This window comes from Burkholderia sp. S171 (genome assembly GCF_009766085.1).
Lineage (GTDB): Bacteria > Pseudomonadota > Gammaproteobacteria > Burkholderiales > Burkholderiaceae > Caballeronia.
Genome location: NZ_LMUF01000052.1, coordinates 384424 through 409531, shown reverse-complemented (window position 1 = coordinate 409531; position 25108 = coordinate 384424). Strand labels below are relative to the sequence as shown.

The 25108-nt window shown below is 59.4% G+C and carries 17 protein-coding genes; 10 read left to right on the top strand and 7 right to left on the bottom strand.

What is annotated here, in order from left to right; all coding sequences use genetic code 11:
* Positions 1 to 43 precede the first annotated feature (43 nt).
* A complete protein-coding gene (locus GSQ93_RS30735) occupies positions 44 to 922 on the top strand; it encodes a hypothetical protein (protein WP_158939634.1) in 879 nt (292 codons plus the stop codon).
* 179 nt (positions 923 to 1101) lie between these two features.
* On the opposite strand, the gene GSQ93_RS30730 is transcribed toward GSQ93_RS30735, so the two are convergent.
* A complete protein-coding gene (locus GSQ93_RS30730; protein WP_158939632.1) occupies positions 1102 to 1527 on the bottom strand; it encodes a hypothetical protein in 426 nt (141 codons plus the stop codon).
* 594 nt (positions 1528 to 2121) lie between these two features.
* Here GSQ93_RS30730 and GSQ93_RS30725 point away from each other — a divergent pair.
* The 9 genes from GSQ93_RS30725 (at position 2122) to GSQ93_RS30685 (ending at position 12369) form a co-directional block, all read left to right on the top strand.
* On the top strand, positions 2122 to 2826 hold the full coding sequence (locus tag GSQ93_RS30725) for a hypothetical protein (RefSeq protein ID WP_158939630.1): 705 nt from the start codon (positions 2122 to 2124) through the stop codon (positions 2824 to 2826).
* Between the two features lie 67 nt (positions 2827 to 2893).
* Positions 2894 to 4051: a serine hydrolase gene (locus tag GSQ93_RS30720; RefSeq protein WP_158939628.1), complete on the top strand. Its 1158-nt coding sequence runs from the start codon at positions 2894 to 2896 to the stop codon at positions 4049 to 4051.
* Between the two features lie 418 nt (positions 4052 to 4469).
* Entirely contained in the window at positions 4470 to 4871 is a 402-nt protein-coding gene (locus GSQ93_RS30715) for a thioesterase family protein (protein ID WP_158939626.1), read from the top strand.
* A gap of 44 nt (positions 4872 to 4915) precedes the next feature.
* Positions 4916 to 6262, top strand: a complete 1347-nt coding sequence (locus GSQ93_RS30710; RefSeq protein ID WP_158939624.1) for a phenylacetate--CoA ligase family protein — start codon at positions 4916 to 4918, stop codon at positions 6260 to 6262.
* Positions 6259 to 7023 carry an enoyl-CoA hydratase/isomerase family protein gene (locus tag GSQ93_RS30705; protein ID WP_158939622.1) on the top strand — a complete coding sequence of 255 codons (765 nt, stop codon included), beginning with the start codon at positions 6259 to 6261 and terminating at the stop codon, positions 7021 to 7023. Before GSQ93_RS30710 ends, GSQ93_RS30705 begins: the two co-directional genes overlap by 4 nt.
* On the top strand, positions 7020 to 7733 hold the full coding sequence (locus GSQ93_RS30700; RefSeq protein WP_158939620.1) for an HAD family hydrolase: 714 nt from the start codon (positions 7020 to 7022) through the stop codon (positions 7731 to 7733). Before GSQ93_RS30705 ends, GSQ93_RS30700 begins: the two co-directional genes overlap by 4 nt.
* Before the next feature lie 2 nt (positions 7734 to 7735).
* Positions 7736 to 8875: a branched-chain amino acid ABC transporter substrate-binding protein gene (locus GSQ93_RS30695; protein ID WP_158939618.1), complete on the top strand. Its 1140-nt coding sequence runs from the start codon at positions 7736 to 7738 to the stop codon at positions 8873 to 8875.
* 167 nt (positions 8876 to 9042) lie between these two features.
* Positions 9043 to 10785: a sigma-54-dependent Fis family transcriptional regulator gene (locus GSQ93_RS30690; protein WP_158939616.1), complete on the top strand. Its 1743-nt coding sequence runs from the start codon at positions 9043 to 9045 to the stop codon at positions 10783 to 10785.
* Between the two features lie 441 nt (positions 10786 to 11226).
* Entirely contained in the window at positions 11227 to 12369 is a 1143-nt protein-coding gene (locus GSQ93_RS30685; RefSeq protein ID WP_158939614.1) for a sterol desaturase family protein, read from the top strand.
* A gap of 78 nt (positions 12370 to 12447) precedes the next feature.
* On the opposite strand, the gene GSQ93_RS30680 is transcribed toward GSQ93_RS30685, so the two are convergent.
* From GSQ93_RS30680 to GSQ93_RS30655, 6 genes are all read right to left on the bottom strand, one after another.
* Complete coding sequence (locus tag GSQ93_RS30680; protein WP_216857702.1) at positions 12448 to 13914, bottom strand: efflux transporter outer membrane subunit; 1467 nt, start codon at positions 13912 to 13914, stop codon at positions 12448 to 12450.
* 1 nt (position 13915) lies between these two features.
* Positions 13916 to 15115, bottom strand: a complete 1200-nt coding sequence (locus tag GSQ93_RS30675) for an efflux RND transporter periplasmic adaptor subunit (RefSeq protein ID WP_158939610.1) — start codon at positions 15113 to 15115, stop codon at positions 13916 to 13918.
* Complete coding sequence (locus tag GSQ93_RS30670; RefSeq protein WP_158939609.1) at positions 15105 to 18296, bottom strand: efflux RND transporter permease subunit; 3192 nt, start codon at positions 18294 to 18296, stop codon at positions 15105 to 15107. Before GSQ93_RS30670 ends, GSQ93_RS30675 begins: the two co-directional genes overlap by 11 nt.
* Positions 18297 to 18932: 636 nt before the next feature.
* Positions 18933 to 19973, bottom strand: a complete 1041-nt coding sequence (locus GSQ93_RS30665) for a glycosyltransferase family 2 protein (RefSeq protein WP_158939607.1) — start codon at positions 19971 to 19973, stop codon at positions 18933 to 18935.
* 222 nt (positions 19974 to 20195) lie between these two features.
* Entirely contained in the window at positions 20196 to 23324 is a 3129-nt protein-coding gene (locus GSQ93_RS30660) for an autotransporter outer membrane beta-barrel domain-containing protein (protein WP_158939605.1), read from the bottom strand.
* A gap of 359 nt (positions 23325 to 23683) precedes the next feature.
* The gene (locus GSQ93_RS30655; protein WP_158939603.1) at positions 23684 to 25015 is read right to left on the bottom strand and encodes an SUMF1/EgtB/PvdO family nonheme iron enzyme; all 1332 of its coding nucleotides are present in this window, start codon (positions 25013 to 25015) and stop codon (positions 23684 to 23686) included.
* Positions 25016 to 25108: the final 93 nt, after the last annotated feature.

Genomic DNA, 25108 nt, shown 5'->3' with positions numbered 1-25108 from the left:
GCGAAAACTCCGCGTGATCTCAGTGTCAACCGGCAATCCATCTATGCATCGCAGGCGTTTCTTATTGACGGCTTTCAGTGCGACGGGCGTGGCGCTCAACGTGCATGCCGCGCGTGCCGCGCAAGCGAAGCATTTCGACATCGTCTACCCGCAAATTCAACCCGGTGGCGACGTGCATGCCGCCTTTGCGCTCGCGGTCCTTGATCTCGCGATGAAATCGGCTAATGCCGACTACACCATTCGACAAGCGAAAGTGGTCATGGAGCGGGGCCGGGCGCTTGCCGAGCTTGCAAACGGCGACACGATCAACCTGCACTGGACGAGCATGGAAGAGCAGGCCGAGCGCGGGTTGAATGTCGTCCACATTCCGATTCACCGCGGCCTGATCGGGTATCGGGTGTTCATCATAAGAAAGGACCGGCAGCCGGATTTCGACCGGATCAACGGCCTGGAGGACCTGACAGCGCTGACCGCCGGCCAGGGGCTTGGATGGATCGACACCGAAATCATGAGGCGCGCCGGCCTGAACGTGCAAACCTCGACCTACGAAACGCTGTTCACGATGACTCAAGGCGGACGGGTTGACTACTTCCCTCGCGGCGTGATCGAAGCGTTCGCTGAACTTGACGCGCGCAAGCAGGCCGTGCCGGACCTGGTGGTTGAGAACAGGCTGTTGCTGTTATATCGATCGGATTTTCTGTTCTATGTTGCCCGGAGTCAGAAGGAGCTCGCCGCGACAATAGAGAAAGGATTTATGGCGGCGTATCGCGACGGCTCGTACATGAAACTGTTCAACTCCCATCCGTATATCCAGAATCCGTTGGGGCGAGCGAACCTGGCGGGCAGGAAGATTATCCGCCTGGACAACCCGTATCTTTCCGAAGCGGACCGCAGGATTCCAGACGAATACTGGATGCACTGACCGGAATGTGTTCTCGTCAGGTCAGCGCATGCCGCTGACCTGACGCTTCAAGCAGGTGCGGCCACTCATTGAGGTGGATATTGTCGTGTAATTCTTCGAGCGCAGAAGACGGCGCGCCGGGTTAGCAGGTGGGCACTCACACGGTCATGAATTTCTTTGGCGCTTAGCATGGGCGTGATTCATGCAGCACGTTCCAGAAGGTCGGTGCACAGGCCAAACTTGCGCGCAACCGATGCCAGACCAACGCATCTTTCCCGTTTGTCGAGGAGATCGTGGACGTTCTGAAGGTCACTGAGCAACTCGATAGTCGCCGGGTTGTACACGTTAATTTGCGCGCGTAGCAGCCCCCGCTTGAGCGCGATGATGCCCGCGTCCATGTAAGAGGGGGCCGCGAGTGGGGACCCGCCGATGAAGTGAACGGGAATACCTTCGATGGCGGTTATGTAGTCGCGCGGGGCGACGAAATTGCCAACCGGGCATCCGCCACAGTACCCGCGATAGGGCAGTCCTCCACGCGGCGGCAGCCCGGCGTGACCTTGGCTGAAGAGGTGACGCGCTGCTTTATCGAAGATTTCCTGATGAGTGAGAAAGCGCAGCGTTTTCATGGTTGGTTCCTTGGCGGGCACGCGACTAACATCGAGCGTCTTTGGTTCTTGGATATTGCCAAGGCTCAACTGACACCGGAAATAGTGGCACGCTAGGCGGCAGACGTTCTCCTCTGCTTCTCCCCGCTTCACGGCCGATATATCAATCCTAGCCTTGCGAGACCAGATTGATAAGTCGGGACACGCTGAAACTTCGCTCGGAATAGCCGCTTTTTGTCTATCAGGAAATCCCTACGCCAGCGTAGGCGAAATGATTCGCGCCGACCTCAAGCGCATTAGGTGTTTCACTAAATGTAAAGCAGAACAAAGGAAACCTTTATCCGTGAGTGAGCCACTGCCGCTGGTTCGCACGCTCCTAGCCTTTCGTTTGTTGTCACCGGTGACGCGTATGATACCGACGGGAATTTCGACTGGCAGAACTATTACAGCGGGACTATTACGAACAGATTGCAAGCAAGGCGGCCAACAACGCAGGCTTACCGATCTGTCATATCGTCAGCACCTACACCGACAAGCCTGCTGCGACGCAAAAAGGCTAAGGCCGGTGATAAAGGCATAGCTCGTGGTGGACAAAACGAAATCGAGGAACGGGGTATGACGAACGACATCATCAAGCCGTTGGCGAACGCGGTGATCCTGACCGCGCTTGCATTGTCGCTTGGCGCGTGTGCATCTGATCCGTCACAGGTCCAGACACTACCGGCTGTCACAGTGTCGCAAACCGGTCCGTGCTGCGGCCCGATCACCCCGGCGGCACGCAACATTCTCAAGGTTCTTGACGACTCCAACGTAGAGAACCTCTGGTCAAAGCATCGGCATGTGAACTGGAAGACAGGCGTTCCTGACGAGCCGGCTGAATACAAGGGGCGCGAGGCCGATACGCACTGCAGTGCGTTTGCCGCGGCGATGGGCGAACGCCTCGACGTCTACATGCTGCGCCCGCCGTATCACGCGCAAGAACTGCTCGCCAACGCGCAGACCGCATGGTTCGGCAGCACGTTGGGACGCAAGGCTGGCTGGACCAGCGTCGACACGCCAGAGCAGGCCCAGGCGCTCGCCAACATGGGCAAGCTGGTCGTGGCGTCCTACCAGTCGCCTGACCCGCATCACTCCGGCCATATTGGCATCGTGCGCGCCTCGGATCGCACGGAGGCGGAGATCAGGGAAAGTGGTTTACTGATGACCCAGTCCGGAGAACACAATTATTTTCGCGTGTCCGAAAAGGCGGCCTTCAAATGGCATCCAGATGCTTGGCCGAGCGGTGTGAAGTATTTTTCGCATGACGTGCCGGCGCAGTAACGCCACCCGTTACGTGGACGACAGGTCGGCTGATAGACCAGAAAATGATATCTATCGGGGGGAATGAATGACGGGCAACTTGAGCAGGTCTCTATCTGGCGTGTACGGTTCCATCGCGCTCGCAATCATGCTTGGTGGCTGCGCGTCGGGCACGCCGCCAGCGGTTTCTTCTGCCACTGGTGACTACAGCGCGCAGTCGCCGTTTCCCGGGGCCGAATGGACTCGCGCAGACCCTGCAACGCTGGGCTTCTCGCAGGAAGGAATCGACAAGGCGGTAGCCTATGCGAAACGGGCGGGATCGACATCCGGCATGATTATCCAGCATGGTCTGGTCGTCGCTGAGTGGGGCGATGTGTCAAGGAGGTCTAATCTTTATTCGGGGAGAAAGAGCTTCATGAGCGCCCTGATCGGGATTGCGGTCGGGCGCGGCCAGATAAACCCTGACGAGACGCTGGAACAGTTCGGTATCGACGATAACGATCCGTCGCTGACGCCGACCGAGAAGCAGGCGAGCGTGCGCATGATGCTCGAGGCCCGTTCGGGTGTTTATCACCCTACGGTATATGAAACGGCAGGGATGGAGGCGTCCAAGCCGCCACGCGGCAGTCACGCACCGGGTACGTTTTGGTACTACAACAACTGGGATTTCAACACGCTCGGCGCGATCTACGAGAAGGCGACCGGTCAGCATATTTTCGAAGCATTGCGAACTGAAATAGCCGAGCCCATCGGCATGCAGGACTATCGTGCAACGGACGGGCACTATGTGTCGGGTGGACTTGCTACCCGATATCCGGCGTATCCCATCGACGTCAGTACCCGCGATCTAGCCCGCTTTGCGCTGCTGTACCTGAACAATGGCCGCTGGCGTGACCGGCAGATCGTTCCGGCAAGCTGGGTCGCCGAATCGACACGTTCGTATTCCAATACGCCTACCGGCGGCTACGCATACATGTGGTGGACGAGCACGCCCGCAAGCGGTTCGCGCGGTCCGAAGGTCGCCCTTTTGCGGGCGACCTATTGGGCTGATGGTAACCACGGGCAATACGCAGTCATTGTGCCGTCACTTGATCTGGTCGTGATCAACCGGGTCGATGTCCGGCTTACATCGAAGAGCATGCACCAGTCGAACATGGAGGAGCTGGTGTGGCTGGCAGAGTCTGCGGAAGGTGCGACGGACATTGGCTCTGAGCCGACGAACCCGACGCAGAGCCCTCACGACTGACGTGACCTGGGTGGATTGGTGGCTGAGACTCACAGGTTGAAGACCACAACACGCAACACCCATTTCCGCTTCAGTCCACGCGGATGCCGGCCGGTATCGAACGTGGCGTTACACGACATTGATAAACCCTAAGCGAAGGCGCGCAGACAATTGCGCACTTCCGCTTAAGGTCGGTAACCGGGCGACCGCGGGGTTGACTGCGGTCGCCCGTCATCGGACCGGCTCTCGCCATTTACGGATCTTCGGGTTCACGGAGAAGCGTTAAAAAACTTAACGCCCGTAAAAAACGTGAACGTTACGTTCACTTCCGCTTTTCATCCCCATCACTGCGTCCCCTCGCCGTAACCCTTTCCCGATAAGGCTCCGCGCGATTGGCACAACGCTTGCATTGAACCCTCCGTCCCAACACGGAGGAATCATGCTCGAAGTCGGAACCACAGGAACCGTCTCCATGCGTGTGCGCAATTCGGATCTTGCGTCCGCGTTTGCAGAGGCGAACGGAGAACGTTACCCCCATGTGCTGTCAACACCCGCGCTGCTCGGTTTGATGGAGCGCGCCTGTGCGCAGGCCATGGCGGTGGAAGTCGGTGAAGGTCAGTTATCCGTAGGAGTGAAGACCGAGATCTCGCACACGCAGCCCACGGCGCTAGACGTCGATGTACTCGCGAGAGCCACGCTAAGAGCCATCGAAGGTGCGCTTTACTGGTTCGATGTCGAAGCAACCGATCCTTCGGGACCTGTCGGTGTGGCGAAGCATGCGCGAGCAATCGTCGAGCGTGCTTCGATCGAACGGCGTGCCCAGCAGCGCCGTAACGGATAACCCAGGTCACATAAACACAAACCCTCCATAAAGAAGGCTTATTCATGGATTTGAATTCCACGCGACCCTCCTCGGCTGTCTACTTCGATGAGCAGTTCGAAACGCTGCCATTGCCCGATATCCGGCGTCTTCAGGACGGCCTCTGGTCAGCGCAATGGGACTACGTCCGTTCGATGTCGACGTTCTATCGGACGAAGTTTTCGCATTGGATTGACCGGACGGTGACGCTCGATTCCCTCGCGGAATTGCCGTTCACCGAGAAGGACGAGTTGCGCGTCAGTCAGGAAGACGATTCGCCGTTCGGCAACTACCTGGCGTGCGGCGAGGCGTCCGTTTCGCGCTTGCATCGGACATCTGGAACGACCGGGCGGCCGTTGATTCTCGCCAACAGCAAGAGCGATGCGCATTGGATTGCGCGTGCTGGTGCGCGTTCCATGTGGGCGGCGGGGTTGCGGCCAGACGACCGCGTTGTGCATTGCCTCAACTATTGCATGTGGACCGGTGGGTTCACCGATCACACGATCCTCGAGGCAACCGGCGCAACCGTCATTCCGTTCGGGGTGGGCAGTACGCGTTTGCTGATCGATTCAATTCTGAATCTTGGCATTAACGCGATCTCGTGCACGCCGTCTTATCCGGGGTTGATCGAACAGGTGTTGCGTGAACTCGATGGGGTCAGGCCACGCGACCTCAAGCTCAGACTAGGCCTCTTTGGCGGCGAGGCAGGGCTTGATAATCCAGACCTGCGCGCAGCCATGGAGGAAAAGTGGGGCTTCAAGGTGCGCAACGCCAACTTTGGTTTATCAGAAGTGCTTAGTATTTTAGGAGGCCAGACCGACTGGACTCATGACCTGCTGTTTCATGCAAGCGATGTGGTCTTCGCGGAAATCATCGATCCGGCAACGCTGCAGCGTCTGCCCATTGTCGAAGGGACGGTGGGCGAACTCGTGTGTACGCACTTGCGCAAGGAATGTCAGCCGCTGATCCGTTATCGGACACGCGATGTCATCACCGTCACCGCAACTGAGCCTGGTCCCGACGGGCGCACCGCATGGCGTTTCCGCGTCACCGGCCGTACTGACGACATGTTCAACGTGCGGGGCATCAATGTGTTCCCAAGCGCCTTGCGCGTCGCCGTGGAGTCGTTGCCGCAACTGAGTTCAGGCATGTTCCGGATCGTGCTGAAGGGAGACGGCCCTTATGACCGCATCACGATGAACGTCGAGGCCGCCGAAGGCTTGCCGGCGTCCGGCTGGGCGAGCGCGGCCAGAGAGATCGAGGCGGCGATCCGATCCCGCGTGGGTGCGACTGCCGTGGTAACGATGGTCCACTTTGAATATTTTCCCCGCACGGAAGGAAAAACACGCTGGATCGACAAGGAGTCGGCATGAGTTACGCAACAGTTTCAACACGGGGCGCGGTGAGCATCGTCACGCTGAACCGGCCGGAGCGGCTCAACGCAATCAGCGGAGAACTCCTTGATGATTTTCATCTCGCACTCGATCAAGTGAATCAGGATGCATCGACGTGTGCAATCGTGATTGCCGGTGAGGGACGCGCTTTTTGTGCGGGCGATGATCTGAAGGAGTTCGACAAGCAAAGTGAAAACGAGGCCAGCATTCGACTGCATATCGACCGGATTCAACGCATCACGCGTGACCTGATGTTCAACGACAAGCCGGTTATTGGCGCAATCCACGGGTTTGCCGTGGGCGGTGGATTCGAGTGGCTGCTCAATTGCGATCTCGTCGTGGCGGCCGACGATCTGGTGTGCTTCTTCCCTGAAATGGAGTGGGGACAGTTCGTCACGGGAGGGGTGACTCACCTGTTGCCCCAAGCCGTCGGATATCAGCGGGCGATGGAGTTGTGGCTGCTGGGCGACCGGCATACTGCACAGCAACTGCTCGCGATGGGTATCGTCAATCGGGTCGTCGCCCGAGACCTTCTGCTCGAAACAGCGCTCGGATTAGCGGAGCGCGTGGCGAGCCGCTCGCGTCTCTCGGTGTCGCGGCTTAAGCGCCTTGTGAACCGCGAACTGTCGAGCACGCTTGCACACAGCCTGGATCTCGAAGCCGATGCCACGATCGATGCGTTCGAAAGCCCGGACGCCGCGCAACGGGTCAGCGCGTTCGCGAAGAGGAAATCATCATGATGATTCAGGCGCTGACATTCGACTATTTCGGCACGCTGGTCAACGTCGACCAGGGCGGCGCACGCGGCATGGAGGCAGTGCTGGCGCGGCTCGGTATCGACACCGAGCAAACCGCCGCCGATGTCTATCTCGACTGGGATATCAGGAACGTGCGGTTGTATCGGAGCGGGGCTTACAGACGCTATGCAAGTGTGGCTCAGGACGCAATGAGAGCCTGCTTGAGCACGCTTGCGCCGACTGCCCTGAAAGGTCAGGACGTGGCGAAATTAACGGACCTCTTCCTGACGCACCTGGTGGAATCGTCGCCTCCGCACAGCGACGCAATCGAATTCCTCGAATGGGCAAGCGCGCGTTTCCCGCTCATGCCGATCACGAACATGGACAGCGACCTGTGGCAGCGCAGCCAGTTGACCCGCTATTTCGAACACGTGACCACCGCCGAGATGGCGAAGGCGTACAAGCCGTCGCAGGCGATCTTTGCGCTCGCGCTGGATCGGCTGGGCTTACCTGCGTCGAGTGTGCTGCACTGCTCGCTTGCGAGCTGGGCGGATATCGATGGCGCCAAGCCGCTCGGCATGCCGGTCGCCTGGATCAATCGTGGCGGTGACACGCTCGGGATCTGGCAACCGCGGCCCGATTATGAATTTACCAACCTGTCGCCGGTACGGGATACCTTGCAATCGCTGCAAAACATCACCTTCGGGGAATGACGATGAAGAACGTACTCTCGCTGATCGCAGTGGCCGCTATGTCGACCACCTGCATGGGATGGACCGCGCAGGTCATGGCCGATACGGTCGTCAAGATCGGTCACGCAGGACCGCTGACTGGCAGTCAGGCCCAAAGCGGCAAGGATGATGAACGCGGGGTTCAACTCGCGATCGACGAACTCAACGCAAGGAAGATCAGCATAGGCGGGCAACCGGTGACCTTCGAAATGGTCTCCGTCGACGATCAGGCTGACCCGAAGGTGGGAGTGAATGTGGCGCAACAACTGGTCGACCAGGGTGTGGTCGCGGTGATCGGACACTACAATTCAGGGGTCAGTATTCCGGCCGCCCGAATCTACAACGACGCGCACGTTGTCATGATTACCGGCGCGTCGTCCAATCCTGCGTTGACCATGCTCGGCTTTCCGTACGTGTTCCGTCTCGCCACGAACGACAACGAGATGGGCTCGCGCATGGCCGACTACGCTGCAAAGGTGCTCAAGGCAAAGCGCGTTGCTGTGATCGACGACCGAACCGCGTACGGCTCCGGTGTCGCCGACGTGTTCGTCAAGCAAGCGACTAAAGACGGTTCGAACGTAGTCGCGCGCGAGTATGGAACCGACAAAAGCACGGACTTCAAAGGCATCCTGACGCGCATCAAGGCGGAGAATCCTCAAGTTGTTTTTTATGGCGGCTACTACGCGCAGGCTGCGTATCTTGCCCGTCAGATGAATGACCTCGGCATGAAGGCTTCGCTGGTGGGTGGCGATGGGATCTGTTCGCCGGAGTTTTCGAAACTGTCGAATAACGCACTGGATGATCGAATGTTTTGCGCCCAGGGCGGTGCACCATTGGACAGCCTGCCTGCAGGAAAAGCGTTTCGCGAGAAGTTCAACCGCACCTTTAATGCTGATGTCGATACCTATTCGCCAGCGTTCTACGCGGCGACGCTCGTCGTTGCCGAAGCGATGCAGAAAGCCAATTCCACGTCGGCGCCGGTATTTTCGAAGGTCATGAGCGAGGCAACGTTCAACAGCATGCTGGGTCCTGTGAAATTTGATCCGCAGGGCGACTGGGTTCACGCGCCGGTCACGGTGTATCGTTTGACAGGAGGAAAGCTTGAACCACTCGCCGCCAATTAGGCGCGGATAAAGCACACAAAAACGCATACGAAAGCGCATAGGAAAGCGAGGGCCGCCGTTCAGGCGGTCCTCGCGCTTTGGCGGAAAGAAAAGCAATACGCGACGCTTTTTTTGGCTGTTGGTAGTCTTCACTATTGGCAACGACAACCGTGAGACCGACCGTGAACATGGATGACCCTCAACCGGACGTCGAGGCAACCGCACTGCTTGCAGCCTTGGCCGATCCAGCCTGGAAAAAAGCGCGTGATCGCGCGTTATCGCAGTCGGGGATAACCCTGAGCGTGCTCGACGCCAAAGGCATGCCGCTCGACGGCGGCATCGCGCTCTCGCCAACGGATACGAACGCGGTCTGGGCCTTCGGCGAAGGGGACATTAATGAGGCGAAGCTCATCAACATCGGCGCGGCTTGCGCAACGCTGTTCGTGTGTGGCGCCCAGCGTATTGTTCTGGTCGCATCGAGTGCCGGTTCGTTGGATCGATCGATGCTCGCCGCCCTGTGCAGCGCACTGCAGGGCGTCCTGGAAGTCATCGTGCAGCGGCATATGGAACTTGCCGTGCGCGAAACGCTGATCGAGGAACAGAAAGCGATCATTGACCATATTGGCGACGGGCTGATGGTGCTCGCGCGTGGCGGCATCGTACGTCATGCCAATACGGTCGCGGGGCGCATTCTGGGCATCGATCCGGTCAAGGCGATTGGCCGGCCACTGGATGAGTTGATCGACTTCGAGCCCATTATCGGGCCGATTTTTTCAACGGGCGTGGGCTATGTCGATCGTGAGTTGATCATCGATTCGCCGGCGCGGCATCTTCATCTGCTGGACACGGCCATACCCATCACGAACGCATGCGGCCGGGTTGTTTCGGTCGTTAACACATTCCGTGAATTCAAGCGCATACGGAAGATCGTCGGGAAGTACGCAGGCAGTCATGCGCGGTACACGTTTGAAAATATCGTTGGGAAAAGTGCCGGACTGCTTAACGCTGTGGCCTCGGCGCGCAAAGCGGCGAGAGGCTCGGCCAACCTGCTGTTGAGCGGGGAGAGCGGCGTCGGCAAGGAAGTGTTCGCGCAAGCCATTCATAACGACAGCGAGCGGCAAGGGCATCCGTTCATTGCAATCAATTGCGCCGCGTTGCCGCATGATTTAATTGAAAGCGAACTCTTCGGACATGCACCAGGGAGCTTTACCGGTGCGACGCGTGAAGGGCGGCCGGGCAAGTTCGAATCTGCCGACAGCGGCACTGTGTTTCTCGATGAGATCTCCGAGTTGCCGCTCGATGTCCAGGCGAAGCTGCTGCGCGTACTTCAGGAGCGGGAAGTGACGCGGGTGGGCGACACGCGCGGCATCCAGATCGATGTCCGCATTATATGCGCGAGCAACCGCGACCTTCAGGCGATGGTGCGCGAAAAAGCGTTCCGCGAGGACCTCTATTACCGGTGCAATGTTATCGATATCGCCATTCCTCCACTTCGACAACGTCAGGACGACATCGCGGTTCTTGCGAGCTTTTTCGTTGCTAAATACGCCGCGCTGCTACGAAAGAATATTTATGGTTTCACCCCTCGCGCGATGCAACAGATGTCCGGCTACGCATGGCCCGGCAATGTGCGCGAACTCGAAAATTTTGTCGAGCGCATGGTTAATTTGAGTGAGGACGGAACGATCAGCGATGTCAGTTCGCTTTTTCGCGGAATGCAAACGGTTGATGTGACGGTCGATGCGGTGCACGAAGTGGAGCCGCCGATAGTTGTATCGCTTGCTGAGGCGGAGAGGCGAGCGATTGAAGAGGCGTTACGGTCTTGCGCTTTCAACATGACTCGCTGCGCGACCGTGCTCGCGGTTTCGAAGCCGGCGCTATACGCGAAGCTCAAGCGCCACGGGATTCGTTTGCGGCGCACATTGCAATGAGCGCAAATCGCGTTGATTTGGACCGCAGCGGGATGTCTTCGGGCTTACTCATTGATTGATGGCGCCAGGTCATTCAAGTGTCATGCAAGAGTAATGTAAATGTCGGCTAAACGAAGCATCGGCACAATTGACGCGTCTTTTTGGTGGTGTCCACCGCGAAACACCTGCTTTGGTACGCTATAACGCCGGTTAGCAAGCGGTGTTTGCGTAGACTCTGTACGATTCCAAGCTGTTGCAACGGCGTCCTGCGGCGCCTTTGCAGAGGGCCATGAATGATTCGCAGCGGCCTCGCCGAACGGGCCGGTCTGCCAGATTCCCAATCCTTACCTGGTACACCGGCACGCTCGGCCGGCTTGGCCGCTTGATCACGTTGCCATCGAATGATTGGCTGCTTGAACCTGAACGCTTCGACTAGCCGGCACCACATTGCTGAGATTGTGAATGGACAAGATCATTGTTTTCATCCTTCCTGTTTTCGTTGTTCTGATTGCCGCCGAGTTTGCTTACGGTTGGTTCAGGCAACGCAATACGTATCGACTGAACGATGCATTAAGCAGTCTCAGTCAGGGCCTGATAAGCCAGTTGCTGGCCCTGGTCACGCAGCTCTTTCAAATTGGCTTGTATGTGCTTGTGTTCAATGTGCTGACGCCCAGCCCCAACGTCAAGTTCTGGGACACTTGGTACGGGTGGCTGATCGCCATTGTCCTGTTCGATTTCTTCGACTACTGGCTGCATCGCGCTGGGCATGAGTGCGCTGTCATGTGGGCGGCGCATGTCGTCCATCATCAAAGCCAGCACTTCAATTTCTCGACCGCGTTGAGGCAAGAAAGTACGGTGGCGCTCATTGGCTGGATCTTCTACCTACCCATTGCGGTAATAGGCGTGCCACCGGAGCAGTTTGGCATTGCCGGGCTCATCGTCCTCGTCTATCAATTCTGGATTCACACGGAGCACGTCGGCAAACTCGGCTGGTTCGATCGCGTCTTCTCTTCACCCTCTAACCATCGCGTGCATCATGCGGTCAACGACCAGTACATCAACAAGAACTACGGCGGCATGTTTGTGATCTGGGACAGGATATTCGGGACTTTCGCGGAGGAAAAGGAGCCTTGCGTCTACGGAACGAGGACACCCCTGCGGAGTTGGGATCCTGGCTGGGCAATCGCGGCGGAATACTGGTCGCTCGTGCAGGCAACGCGGCAAGCGAAGTCATGTGCGGATAAGTGCCGCATCTGGCTCAAACCTCCGGGCTGGCGACCTTCCGACTCCAGTGCGGAGCTTCAGACAGCGTCCACTGCGCCGGCGTTCGACCTGGACGCGGCGAGACAGTTGTACGGAGAGCCGCTTGCCAGCAGCACGGCGATATTTGCCGCCGTGCAATTTACGCTGATGATGGGAGCAACGGCGGGTTATCTATGGTTTGCGGAAGAACTTTCATATTCGACGGAGCTGGGACTGACCGCTGCTATCGTCGCCGGACTTTGGGCTTTGGGTGCGTACGTCCAGGGCCGTGTGAGCGTTATCCCGGTCATTCTGGTCGACCTGGCGGGCGTTGCGGGTGCGCTCGTGATGTTCAGAGCTTGACCGTCCTTGACCGTCATCTGCGCGACGTAACGGGGCGCGAGGTGAGGGGCCCCGATTCCTGCACAGAGTGATGCGTCACTATTCTTTCGGTTTCTCACTAGCGGCAACCAGCTCGGGAGCCGCGGCAGTGCTCGCGAGCTCTTCGCTTGACCAACCGCCGCCCAGCGCCTTGATCAGTTGTACGTTCGCGCTTAGCTGACGCGTCTGGATATCGAGTACGCCTCGCTGAGCGTCGAGCGCGGCGGTCTGCGCCTGCACGACATCGAGATAACCGACGGCACCTTGCCGATACCGGTGCAGCGCCAGATCGACGGAATACTGCGCTGAGTTGCTGGCATCGCGTTGCTGGTCGAGCGCCGTGCCAAGGTCCTGCAGCAGCGAAAGATTGTCTTCGATTTGCTGGAACGCCGACAGCACGACACCGCGATAACGTGCACCCGCTTCATCGGTCGCCGCCTTCGCCGAATCGAGTTGGGCGCGGCGTAAGCCGCCGTCGAAAACGTATTGCACGAGCTGCGGACCGATTGCCCAGAACAAGGTAGGCGCACTGATCAAATTCGCATAGGCGGCGCTTTGAAATCCGGCTTGCGCGCTCAGCGTGATGGAAGGATAGAACGCCGCGCGCGCTACGCCGATTTTCGCATTGGCTTCGGCCACGCGGCGTTCCGCTGCGGCAATGTCAGGGCGCCGTTGCAACAACGTCGAGGGCAAGCCGGCTGGAATCACGGGCAGCGTGACCGAGGCGGTTTGCTGCGGCAACGTGAACTCGGATGCGGACACGCCGACCAGTTCGGCGATCGCGTGCTCGATCAACGCGCGTTGTGCGAGGTTCTGCGACAGCTGCGATTTCGCCGATGACAACTGCGTCTGCGCGCGCGATACGTCGAGCCCGGAAACAAGTCCTCCTCCATGCAGCGTTTGCGTGAGTTGCAGTGCGCGTGCAAACGCCGCGACGGTGTCGGTCAGCAACTGTGTCTGCTGATCGAGACCGCGCAGGCGGATATAGCTGTCGGCGAGTTGAATCTGCAGGCTCAGTTGTACCGAAGCGAGATCGGCTTTCGACGCCTGTGCTTCGTCCTTGCCCGCGACTACGGAATCACGCACGCGGCCCCACAGGTCGAGGTCGTAATCGACCTCACCGCCGAGCGTCGCGGAGTTGTAGTCATTGGGGCCACCCACACGCAATGGCCGCCTGTACGACTGCCGGTCGCGTTGCGGAACCGCGTTGACACTGACCTTCGGGAACAGTCCGGCTGACACCTGATCCACGAACGCCTGCGCCTGCCGGTAGTGCGCGAACGCTGCGGCAAGATCCGTATTGTTCGCGAGCAGGCGTTGTTCGAGATCATCGAGTTGAGCGTCGTTATACATCTTCCACCAGCCGGTACGGCTTAACTGGTCGGCGGGTTGCGCGCTGATCCACGGCCCGACCGTGTGATATTGCGCGGCGACTGGCGTAGGGGGCACCTTGTAGTCCGGCGCGAGCGAGCAACCGCCAAGCGCAAAGGCGCCAGCTAGCAGCGCCGGAACGCGTAATGCAGTCATGCTAGCCATTGGCGGCCACCTTCTTGTCGGCATTGGCAACCTGCACGTGGTCGCCATCAACAAGGCCATCGGGTGGCGTATCTATCACTCGATCCGCGGCAACAAGCCCCGAGCCGATCTCGACCGAGTCGCCAAAGTCGCGATTGATCGTCACCTTCTTGAACACGACCTGGCCGTTCGCACCGAGCGTTGCGACCGTCAGGCCGCGAGCGTCGAATACCAGCGCGCTGGCGGGAACCCGTACCGCGTTTGCCTGCACCGGCAGCTTGAATTGCAAGCTGGCAAAACCACCGGGCAGGAGCTTGCCGTCGGCGTTATCGACCAGCAATTGAACCAGTGTCGTGCCTGACGATGCGCTGACCGAATCCGCCGATGCAATCACGCGCGCAGCGAAATGCTGGCCCGGATACTCGGGCACGGAAAGCGTCGCCGTGGTGCCGCTGCGGACATCGGGGGCGTAGCTCTGCGGCACCTGGACATACACGCGCAACTGCTTCACGTCGGAGACCGTGAACAGTTCCTGCCCGACGCCGCCGCTACCCGCATTGATGAGCGCGCCGACATCCGTGTCGCGTGCGGTTACCACGCCGTCAAACGGCGCCAGGATGCGCTCGAAGCCCTTGGTGGCGAGCAAACGATCTACGTTGGCTTGCGCGGCCGCTACGGCCGCTTTCTTGGCGGTGTAATCACCGGTGCGTTCGTCCACTTCCTGCTGGGCGACCGAGTCGGTGCCGAGCAGCGCCTGCCAGCGTTTCGCGGTTGTTCCCGCGAGGGCGGCGTTCGCTTGCGCGCTGCTCAAGTCCGCACGCGCTTGCAGCAATTGCTGGTCAAGCTCCGGCGACTCGATCACCGCGAGCAGTTGCCCGGCCTTGACCGGCGCGCCAATATCCACATTCCATGACTTCAGATAACCGCTCACGCGCGCGAAGATCGGCGCACGCGAATACGCTTCGAGATGCGACGGCAGGTCGAGCGTCGGGCCGTTTGCCGCGCTGACCGGATGGATCACGTTGACAGTCGGGATGACCTGCGCGTTGGTCCAGGTCTTGAGGTTACGGGCATCGACGGCGCGCAGTGTGACGCCGGCGGCGACCACGAGCACGGCGACCACAATACCTACTACGCCTATCACGACAAGGCGCCGGCGCGGCACGGGTTGGTCAGTAACGGGTTGAGTGGTGACAACTGGTTCAGACGACATGAGCAGGACCTCCCGTAACGGGTGTCGGGGCAATCGCGCGGCCAGGGCGCGAGTGAATGATGCAGAAGATCACCGGGACCAGGAGCAGCGACGCGGTGGTAGCGAAAATCAGGCCGCCGATAACGGCGCGGCCAAGCGGTGCGTTCTGTTCTCCGCCTTCGCCCATCGCGAGGGCCATGGGCGCCATGCCGATGATCATCGAGAGCGCGGTCATGAGCACCGGGCGGAAACGGGTGAAGCCGGCTTCGAGCGCAGCCTTGAACGGGTCGCCGTGAACGGCTAAGCGCTCGCGGCAGAAGCTGACCACGAGGATGGAGTTGGCGGTCGCCACACCCATGCACATGATCGCCCCCGTCAGCGCGGGCACGGACAGCGTGGTATGCGTCGCGAACAGCATCCAGACGATGCCGGCAAGCGCCGCGGGCAACGCCGTGACAATCACGAATGGATCGGCCCACGACTGGAAGTTGACCACGACGATCAGGTAGATCAACACGACCGCGCCGAGCAGCCCGAACAACATGCCGGCGAACGCGCTGTTCATGGTCTGCACCTGACCGAGCAGCGCGACCGACGAACCCTTGGGCAACGCACCGGCATTGTTCTTCACCACGCGCTGGATGTCGGAAGCGACCGCGCCGAGATCGCGATCCTGCGTGGTCGCGAAGATCTCGACCATCGGCTGGATGTTGTACTGGCTGACCACCGCATTGGTGTTCGTGCGCTGGACGGTCGCGAGGCCGCCGAGGATCTGGCCGCTGCTTTGCAGACTCGAGGTGATTGGCAAGTTCTGCAGCGAGGCAAGCGAATCGAGGTTGTATTGCGGCGTCTGCATCACGATCGGATACGACACGCCGTTCACGTTATTCAGCCAGAAAGTCGGCGCGACTTGACTCGACCCCGCGAGGTTCACGACCAGGCTGTTGGTCACGTCTCGCTCGTTAATGCCGAGCAGTTGCGCCCGCGTGCGGTCGACGTCGACGTTAAACGTTGGCGAGTTCTGTGCTTGCTGGATTCGCGCATCGACTACGCCGGGAATCTGGCGAATCTCGCGCAGCAGCCGGTTCGCGTAAGCGAAGTTCCCGGGCAGGTTGTTGCCGCGGACTTGCAAGTCAACGGGTGCCGGCGAGCCGAAGTTCAGGATCTGGCTGATGATGTCCGCCGGCGGGAACGAGAACGTCACGCCTGGATAAAGACGCGGCAACTTCTCGCGCATCGCCCGCACGTACTCCGCGGTCGGACGATGATCTTCGTTCAACGCGATCTGGATGTCGCCGTCCTGCGAGCCGATCGTGCCCGTGTTGTTATAGGCTAGATTGATACCGCTGACCGGCAGGCCGATGTTGTCGACCATGGTGGAGAGTTCAGCGGACGGAATGATCTGACGGATCGACCCTTCCACGTCCGAAAAAATCTGCGCGGTCTTTTCGACCCGCACGCCGACCGGCGCGCGTACGTGCAACAGGATCTGACCGGCGTCCACGTCCGGGAAAAAGTTTCGGCCGAGCAAGGGCACCAGCGCGAACGAGATCAGGACGAAACCGAGGAAGCAACTGACGAAGGGCGCGCGATGGTTCAGCGCCAGTTCCAGCAGGCCGTGATAGCCGGTGCGAATTTTTTCGAAACGACGTTCGAAGCCTTGCTGGAAGCGTCCAAGTGGGCCGGGGCGCTTCTTATCATGCGCATCTTCATCGAGATTGTGCGGATGCAACAGGTACTTCGCCATCGTGGGAACGAGCGTTCGCGACAGGATGAACGATGCGACCATCGCGAAGATCACAGCCTCGGCCATCGGCACGAAGAGGAAACGCGCGACGCCGTCGAGGAAGAACATGGGCACGAACACAATGCAAATACAGAGCAGCGCCACGAACGCCGGCGTGACGATCTGCGCGGCGCCATCGAGGATAGCCTCTTCTACTTGCTTGCCTTGCTCAAGATGCCAGTTGATATTTTCGATGGTGACGGTTGCATCGTCGACGAGGATCCCCACCGCGAGCGCAAGGCCGCCAAGCGTCATGATGTTGAGCGTCTCGCCGAGAGCAGACAATGTCGCGATCGAGGCGAGGATGGCGAGCGGAATCGAGGTCGCAATGATGATGGTCGAACGCCAGCTGCCGAGGAACAACAGGATCATGAGGCTGGTCAGCGCGGCCGCGATCAAGCCTTCACGCGCCACGCCGCTGATGGCCGCGCGCACGAACAGCGACTGGTCACCGATCGGCGCAATTTGCAGCGCGTCGGGCAATGACGCCTTGGCGTCGAGCACGTGTTGCTTGATGCCGGCGATGATGCCGAGCGTGGACACCGAACCGTTCTTCAGCACCGACATCAGGACAGAACGCTTGCCGTCCACATGCACGATATTCGTTTGCGGCGGACTGCCGTCGCGGACACTGGCGACATCGTGAATATAAACCGTGGTGCCATTGACTGCCTTGATCGGCAGGTCGCCGAGCGCCTTAAGCGCAAAAGGCGCGTTGTTCAACTGCAGCGTGTATTCGTGATCGCCGATCTTTTCCGTACCAATCGGCGTCAGCAGGTTCTGGGCAGCAAGTGCGTTGGCGACGTCCTGTGCAGACAGGCCGCGCGCTTGCAAGGCCGAGGGGTTGATGTCGATCTGTATCTGACGCGACTTGCCGCCGAACGGATAAGGGATCGATGCACCGGCCACCGTCACCAGCGCCGGACGCAACTGATTCAGCCCAAGGTCGCCCAGGTTTTGTTCGGAGAGCCCCTTGCCCGACAGCGCCAGCTGAATAATCGGCACGGTCGACGCGTTGTAGTTCAGGATCAGCGGCGGCGTGGTGCCCGGCGGCAATTGACGCAACTGCGTCTGCGCGATGGCGGTGACCTGCGCGTTCGCGTTACTGATGTTCACGCCCGGCTGAAAGAAGATCTTGATAATGCCGAAACCGTTAACTGATTCCGCTTCGATGTGCTGGATGTCGTTGACGGTCGTGGTCAGGGAACGCTCGAACGGCGAGGTGATTCGTCCGACCATCTGGTCCGGCGGCAACCCCGTGTATTGCCATACGACGCTGATCACGGGAATGCGGATATCGGGGAAGATATCGGTCGGCGTTCTGATCGCGGAAAGCGGCCCGATGATCAAAATGAGGATCGCCAGGACGACAAACGTGTAGGGCCGTCGGAGAGCGATACGTACTAGGCCGAGCATGAGAGTTCCGGGGCTTGGGGTTGAACTGAACGGCGCCTTGATGCTGCCAGGGGCAACAGTCGGCGAAGGTCAGCCGCGGTCGTCCGCGTGGATTGTCGAAAAATGCTCCGCATGATCTTTGGTTCGGGACCGATGATTGGCTAATCACTTACTTCATTGAAGATCTGATCCGGCTGGCTTTAGCACTGACACTGCGGTATCACGCTGAAATTCATGTGTTCTTTCAAGTTGCTTTCCAAATGCCACCAGGAAGTCAATTTGAAATGAAGACCTCGCCGAGCTGCGTAATTTTGTATGCACGAAGACAATGCGGCAATGTACACAAAGGAAAACAAAGCTGCAGCGCGCCAGTGTGAATCGGGAGAGATGATCGAACGTGGTCGGGCCAATTTCGACAGTGGATCAAAGGCCGAAAATAAGCGCCCACGCCATGAGTAACAATGGTCTGCGGTTTTTGGACGGCGTCATCGCAGCCTTATGTAGCTAGGCCGACGAGCGCACGGATTCTTTTATTACCGGCGTTTACGGCGCGGATCGCTTAATTTGCTATTCGCTTATGAAGCGTGAGGTGCTCAGGTCGACAAGTATTAGCGGATATCCACCATCAAGCACCCACAGAGACGGACGCCGCTCGTATCAGGCAGGAATCGCGGGCCGCTCGCGATGACGGCGAACCAGGTTACGACGCAAAATCTTTTTCGCCAAGGTTTTGGCAAAGTGCATTGAGCGGTCTGTACGAACGCTAAGCGCGAACCGCCCGAGTGACTCCGTGCTCGACGCACGCCGTTCAGCGGAGGCTGCCTGGATCTTTTCGTAATCGGCGGCCATTTGTTTAAGCGTCACGAATCCGTCGCTGAATGACGCCCGGTCGACGCGCGCACAGATGTGACACGCTCGTCTAAACAGGTTGCGAAAAATGGTCAGCCAAAATTCTTCCTGCTCGCCGTCCGTAATTTTTTCAAGTACTTCCCGGCCGGTTACCTGCAAGTCGTGCACGTCCTGCACCGGCGCGCCTTGTGTGATGCTGCCAAACCGGCGGCGATAACCGATCAAAGGACTCGCAATCTTGTAAACGGAATGGGCGCTCAGATAAACCGATGGCACCACCGCGATATCCTCGTAATGCCGGCCGAGCGGAAACGGTGCCGGCCCGAATAAAGTGGTTCGATAAACCCGAGCCCACACGAATGTATGGAAGGCCTCGGCGAAATGCATGCGCGTGGTGTGATCGACCGGACTGCCACCGCCGATAGCCTGCGGGACCAACTCGATGGTATCGAGGTTTTGGCTATGGCTATCGATAATGGACACGTTGTATTCAAGCATGTCCCATGTGCCTTCGGCCAGCAACGGCACAATGCTGGCCGAAAAATCCGGCAAGAAGATATCGTCGCCATCCAGAAATCCTACATAGGGCGTCCGCACTGCCGCGATGCCTGCGTTGCGGGCACCGCTCAGTCCGCGATTACGCTGGCGGATCAAACGAATATGGCCGCCAGAATCCCGCTCCATGACCTTGTTGACGACAGCAAAGGTAGAGTCGCTCGACCCGTCGTCGATCACGACAATATCGATGTCGTCGATGTAAGGCTGCGAAAGCACCGAATCAAGCGCCTCTTCAATGTATCCGTCCACGTTGTATGCCGGAATGACGACGGTCAGAAGTGGGGCACGCATTCGATGCTGGGTAACTGTCATAAAGATCCGGTAAATGAGTAGCGCGATGGGGCCAAAGCGCGCTTCTATAGCAACGCTTGTGCACCATCGCGCATAGCACGTCAGAGTGTCAGAAAACCCCTTGAATACGGAGGTTCAATGCGAACCTTAGTACGGACTCCTGTTCGAGAGCGGCTTTGCTGACACGGGTTTAACTCAAACTACAAACGCGGCGCGCAGTGTTTACCAGCTGTATCGATACCCAACCTGACCAAACACGCCTTGACGATAATCGCCGCCAATGTTGCGGGAGTACTTGACGTTGGCATACATCTCTGAGGACTTGCTCATGCTCGTGGTGACACCCACACCGACTTCATACCAGGTCTTCGACAGACCGCTGTTGAACGACGCGCCATCCACTGCCGTATTGCCCGGGTTCAGGAAGTCGTGCAGTACGTCGGCGGTGAAGTACGGTGTTGCCGTTCCCGTCTTCGTGTCGTTGGTCAGATTCGCCTTGAAGATCCGGAAGCCGGCCCGTCCGCGCAACGCGTTGCTCGATGTGCCCGACACGGGCGAGATGCCATCGTCGAAGCCATTCAGATGCAGGTACTGGTACATCAACTGGGCTTGCGGCTCGATCGCGATCGTTGTCGATCCGATCAGGAACGGCTTGCCCACTTCACCGGACAGACCCGTGCCAACGCCGTTTTGCGAAGCGCCGCCACCGTACACATCACCGAACTTGTTGCGATAGTGCGTGAGTTGCGCCACGGCGTCGAAGTAGCTGCCGTCCTTCAGGTACTTGGTCCAGTAACCGCCAAGCGATTGCGCCTGCGTTTCGACTGAGCCGGCTGCGTTCGACAGCGTCGGATTAAGGCTACGCGCGCTGTCTTCGAAGGTGGCCGACGACGAGCCGATGGTGACCGTGACCCCTGCATGCGTGCTGCCGCCGGCCGGATTCGTGGAGAGTGTCCAGTCCTTGCCGAACTGCGCGAAGAAGGTGCGTTCATCGGCGGAAAAACGATCGCCCGAGTTGGCGTTCAGGCTCTGCCCGCCGATACGTCCCCACACGCCGTTGCCATATGTTCCCTGCGCATTCTCGAGGCTTGCGACATCACCGACACGCTCATGCAGCCGGCTCATGATTGAGAAACCGTAGTCGAGGTTGAGCGACGGCGTCATTGTGTAGCCGACCACAGCGGGACGGTATGCAATGACCGACGGCTGGCTAGCGGGCGTTGAGCCCGGCGCGCCCGCGGATACGACCGGCGCCACCGGCGTGATGACCGCACCGGGGTCAGTCGGCGTGGTGGCCGGGGGCGTTGTAACCGGAGGTGTCGTTACCGGAGGTGTTGTGACAGGCGGTGTTGTGACAGGAGGCACGCTCTCAAGCGACGAACGCAAGTAGAAGTCCTCGGGACGGCCCGAGCCGCCTTGATACAAAAGATACTGGTACGCCCCGGCCTGAACCGGCGCAAGCGTATGGAAGGCCGTGGCGGCGGCAGTGCCGTTCACCTGGACGATCTTGATGCCGTCGCCTATGGTCAGCGCGCCCAGGCCGCTCGGGCGCACCGTCACGAGCGTGGTGCCGGTCGCGTTGCCGCCAATCACCAGTTGGTCGGTGAACTGATTGGACGCCGCGCCGCCTGCGTTCATCACCGTGTTCACGATCAACTGCGCGTTGGTCCCGCCCGCGTAGTTGCCGCTCACATTCAATACGTTGCCCGTCACGCCCGATGCAGCCGCCAGATTGATCGTGGCGTTGTTGGTGAGGTCGCCGTGGATCGTGAACGTACCGGTCGACGATGCCGAGAAAGCCGGCAATGCGTTTGCCGCGGCGATCGTGCCCGAGTTGACCACGGAGCCCAGCACAGTACCGAAACCGCCGAGCGTGGCGCCTTGCGCAACAGTCGTCGTGCCGGTACCGATGCTTGCCGTGTTGTGTTGTGCATCGCCGATCGCAAGGGTGCCTGCCAGCACGTTCGTGTCGCCGTAGGTGCTCACGCCGTTCATCGTGAGGATGCCGCTACCGAGCTTTGTCAATGAGCCGGTTCCGGTCACCCCTTGCGAGAGCGTCGATGAATATTGCTGCGTGTCGATCGTGCCGCCGCTGTCGCCGATCGAGATCGCACGCGTGGCGGCGAGGTCGAGGTTGTTGTTCAGTTGCAGCGTGCCGCCGTTGAACGTGAGACCACCTGTGGTCGCGCCCAATGCGTTATCAGCTGCAATGTTCAGCGTGCCTTGCGTGATCAGCGTGCCGCCCGAATACGTGTTGCCACCGGCCGCAGCGGGCGCGAGGAACAACGTGCCCGCTCCGGTTTTCTCGATTGAGCCCGTGCCGCTCAACAAGCCTGCGTAGGTGCCGTCATCGGTCTGCGCAAAGCGGACCAGCCCGTTGTCAGTGATTGCGCCGGGCAGGCTCTGTGCGCGCCCCTGGAGCGTGCCAGCGGCATCGACGAGCATCTGGCCCGTGTAGGTGCTGTTATCGCCCGTCAAAATCAACGTGCCGCCTGCCACTTCCGCACTTTGCACGTCGACCGGGATGCCGTTGACAGTCCACGTACCCGCGTCGGTCTTGGTGAGCGTCTGGAAGTTGACGATGTTGCCCGTCAGCGTGTCCACGCCGAGTCCGCTCAGGAACAACTGGTTATTGCCTGCGCCGCCGTCGATCGTGCCCGACACCGACGAGCCGGTGTAGATGCGCATGACGTCGTCGCCACCCGCGAACGTGATGTCGCCGTTCACCGTGCCCTTGTTGGTGAAATGGATCGGCGCGTCGGCGGTCGAACCGATCACGCTGCCGGGCGACTGGATCACGCCGGTTGCGTTATTGATGACCGTGTTGACGCCGGTAACGTTCTGGAACCAGATGGCGCGGGCATTGGTTGCCTCGATCAAGCCGCTGTTGGCGATGACGTTGCCATGGCCTTGCACGTTGACGGCTTCGGCCGTGTCTTCCGTGCCGGTGGACAGCACCTTGCCGCCGGCTTGAACGGTCAGCGTACCGTTGTTCCGGAACTCGATGGTGTTCACGCCGGTGCGATAGTTACCCCACGCGCCAACGGCAGAAGTGGTGACCGTGCCGCCCGACCGAACCGTGATTTTCGCGTTGTCAGCGAGACTGATCGCCGATATTTCTTGCGTGCTGATCGTCGCGCCGTTCAGGACCGTGACTGTGCGATTGTTATTGCCCCGTGCAGGGCCTGTACCGATGGTCGACGTCCATGGGTTCGGCGATTTTGAATTGCAAACCGTATCGAGTCCGTTCACAGCGCATGCTGCTGCCGCTGCAATGGGACTCAGGAGAAAAGGAATCAGCAGCAGTGATGGCGCAAGCGAGATCGCCCGCGAACGAACTGGATTAGACATGGACCGCCCCGTTGTTTGTTATTTGTAAAAGCGGGCGGAATTTAACAAGCGGCCTATCTTGTGAATGTGGCTAGCCGAACAAACGAGCTCGGAAACCTTACCGAGTGCTACTGGCTTTGTGCAGCATCGCGCATTGAGTAGCAGAAAGCGGCGGGATATTTGTCAATTGTTGTTAACTCAGGGCGGCTTTGTTGCGCTAAGGCTTTTGCAGAGGACTAAAAGGAACGTTCTTTAAAATCGATTGACGTTCTGTAGCTAGTTGATACTTCGGTTGCAGTTAAGCGATAGTCGGCGATTTTCTCGGTAAAGCAATAAGTGACATTTTGGGTCACCTATTGCTTAGACGATCATCCTTGTGGTCATCCCCGCACGCATCGAAATCCTGCATACACGTACTGATAATGCGCTTGAAACCAGTTGCGAAAACTCGGTCTCAGCATGCAAGCGGCCGTGCGCGGCGAACCGCCTTTGAGCACGAAATGCTGGTTGTCGTAGAAGTTTGCGGAATAGCCCAGGTAGAAGGGAAACGGCTCGAAGCCGGGTAGCGGTCCAAAGGTCGTCGATGTCCATTCCCAACCGTTGCCAAACTGTCCCACCACGCCCGCCGCGCTCTGATTCTCCGGGTGCGCCTGGACCGGCGACGGTTCCCATCGGCGGAAATCGAAATTGCCTTGCTGGGCGTGCGGGGCCGCGTCGGCAGCCCGTTGCCATTGCGCTTCGGTCGGCAGCGACTTACCCGCCCACTTCGCATACGCGCTGGCTTCGGCGTGACTCACATACACCGGCCAGTCCGCCGGCAACGGGATCTCGGCGAACATGGTCCGCAGCTTCCAGGGGGAGCTTTTCGAGGCTTCAGCGGATTCATCACGCGCCCAGAACGCCGGCTTTTCGATGCCTTCACGTTCTTTCCACGCCCAGTCGCTGTCGCGCCAGTAATCGCGATGCGCGTAGCCGCCGGCATCGATGAAATCCAGCCAGTCCGAATTCGTCACCATGTAGCGATCCATCTCGAACGCCGGCACGTCCACGCTATGTTCGCCGAACTCGTTGTCCCAGCCGAACGTGCCGCCATCTCGCTCCAGACCAAGCGTAGCCACGCCTGCGGGCACGTGGACCATTGCCCGCGCAATAGTGCTGTCGAGCGGGTGCTCCGCGGTGTCTTCGGTGACCGCGGGTCCGGTTTTCTGATGCAGCGGCAACTGATGCAACATGTACGCGAGCGTTTCCGCGTGCATCAGCCTGTGCTCGATCGCGACTTCCAGCAGGGTCTCGGGCGTGGCCTCGGGCGCGCTGGAATTGTCGGCCTTATCTTCACGATTTGTAATTTCGGCGGGATCGAAACGCGCATCGATGTCATCGCGAATCTTCTGCACATAAGCGCGAATCGTGTCGAGCGACGGCCAATCTTGAGGCTGATCGCTCGGCAGGCCGCCATCGACGGGATCAATGCCGAACGCAAATAGCTGGTCGAACTCGGGATTCGGGCTGGGCAGGTCGAAGAGGCGCTGATCGAACAGATTGCGGTCGAAGGCTTCCAGGTGCCCGATGTAGAACACGATCCGATGCCGCTCGGAAATCGGACGTTCGTACAGGAATTCGGGTTTGACGATGGCGAACAACGCGTCAGTGGTCTGGCGCGCTTCGCGCAGGCGGGCGAGCAGCGGATGTAGCGGGGTAGGTTCGCGATTCATTTCGCTCTTGTCTCCGGGCACGGGCCGATGCAAAACGATAAATCGTAGCAGAGGGCATGCCAAGCCTGCTTGGATCGCAGGCGGCCCGGAAAC

Coding starts and splice junctions, on each gene's coding strand:
- GSQ93_RS30735 (WP_158939634.1), top strand. CDS start 44: ATGCATCGCAGGCGTTTCTTATTGACGGCTTTCAGTGCGACGGGCGTG.
- GSQ93_RS30730 (WP_158939632.1), bottom strand. CDS start 1,527: ATGAAAACGCTGCGCTTTCTCACTCATCAGGAAATCTTCGATAAAGCA.
- GSQ93_RS30725 (WP_158939630.1), top strand. CDS start 2,122: ATGACGAACGACATCATCAAGCCGTTGGCGAACGCGGTGATCCTGACC.
- GSQ93_RS30720 (WP_158939628.1), top strand. CDS start 2,894: ATGACGGGCAACTTGAGCAGGTCTCTATCTGGCGTGTACGGTTCCATC.
- GSQ93_RS30715 (WP_158939626.1), top strand. CDS start 4,470: ATGCTCGAAGTCGGAACCACAGGAACCGTCTCCATGCGTGTGCGCAAT.
- GSQ93_RS30710 (WP_158939624.1), top strand. CDS start 4,916: ATGGATTTGAATTCCACGCGACCCTCCTCGGCTGTCTACTTCGATGAG.
- GSQ93_RS30705 (WP_158939622.1), top strand. CDS start 6,259: ATGAGTTACGCAACAGTTTCAACACGGGGCGCGGTGAGCATCGTCACG.
- GSQ93_RS30700 (WP_158939620.1), top strand. CDS start 7,020: ATGATGATTCAGGCGCTGACATTCGACTATTTCGGCACGCTGGTCAAC.
- GSQ93_RS30695 (WP_158939618.1), top strand. CDS start 7,736: ATGAAGAACGTACTCTCGCTGATCGCAGTGGCCGCTATGTCGACCACC.
- GSQ93_RS30690 (WP_158939616.1), top strand. CDS start 9,043: ATGGATGACCCTCAACCGGACGTCGAGGCAACCGCACTGCTTGCAGCC.
- GSQ93_RS30685 (WP_158939614.1), top strand. CDS start 11,227: ATGGACAAGATCATTGTTTTCATCCTTCCTGTTTTCGTTGTTCTGATT.
- GSQ93_RS30680 (WP_216857702.1), bottom strand. CDS start 13,914: ATGACTGCATTACGCGTTCCGGCGCTGCTAGCTGGCGCCTTTGCGCTT.
- GSQ93_RS30675 (WP_158939610.1), bottom strand. CDS start 15,115: ATGTCGTCTGAACCAGTTGTCACCACTCAACCCGTTACTGACCAACCC.
- GSQ93_RS30670 (WP_158939609.1), bottom strand. CDS start 18,296: ATGCTCGGCCTAGTACGTATCGCTCTCCGACGGCCCTACACGTTTGTC.
- GSQ93_RS30665 (WP_158939607.1), bottom strand. CDS start 19,973: ATGCGTGCCCCACTTCTGACCGTCGTCATTCCGGCATACAACGTGGAC.
- GSQ93_RS30660 (WP_158939605.1), bottom strand. CDS start 23,324: ATGTCTAATCCAGTTCGTTCGCGGGCGATCTCGCTTGCGCCATCACTG.
- GSQ93_RS30655 (WP_158939603.1), bottom strand. CDS start 25,015: ATGAATCGCGAACCTACCCCGCTACATCCGCTGCTCGCCCGCCTGCGC.